This window comes from Alkalihalophilus lindianensis, from assembly GCF_032843265.1.
GTDB classification, from domain to species: Bacteria; Bacillota; Bacilli; order Bacillales; family Bacillaceae_D; genus Alkalihalophilus; species Alkalihalophilus lindianensis.
In genome coordinates this window covers 1-411 of the sequence record NZ_JAWJBA010000064.1, presented here as the reverse complement: position 1 = coordinate 411, position 411 = coordinate 1, and the positions used below count along the sequence as shown (strand labels likewise).

The 411-nt window shown below is 43.3% G+C and carries 1 pseudogene; it reads left to right on the top strand.

Going from position 1 to position 411, the window contains the following annotated elements:
• Positions 1 to 132 precede the first annotated feature (132 nt).
• Positions 133 to 411 (top strand): annotated as a pseudogene (locus RYX56_RS21295) (glutamine--fructose-6-phosphate transaminase (isomerizing)); the annotation flags it as partial.

Below are 411 nucleotides of genomic sequence, written 5' to 3'. Positions count from 1 at the left end.
CTTTAAAACACAAAGGCAACTTTGTGCACAAAGGGAAGAAAATGCGACAAAAATAGTTGGAAAAACGGAGATAAGGGGGCAAGTATGCCCTCTGAAGGTTTCTTGCCCCCTTCATTAGGGAGGAAAAGAAATATGTGCGGAATTGTTGGATATATTGGAAATCATGACGCAAAGGAAATTTTGCTAAAAGGTTTGGAAAAACTTGAATATAGAGGATATGACTCAGCTGGTCTTGCTTTGATAAGTGAAGCAGGGGTTCATGTTTTTAAAGAAAAAGGCCGAATTGCTGATTTACGGAAAGCTGTGGATGGAAATGTGTTTGCCCCCATCGGAATTGGCCATACGCGCTGGGCGACACACGGGGTTCCAAGTAAAGTGAATTCACACCCCCATCAAAGTGCAACAGGCCGC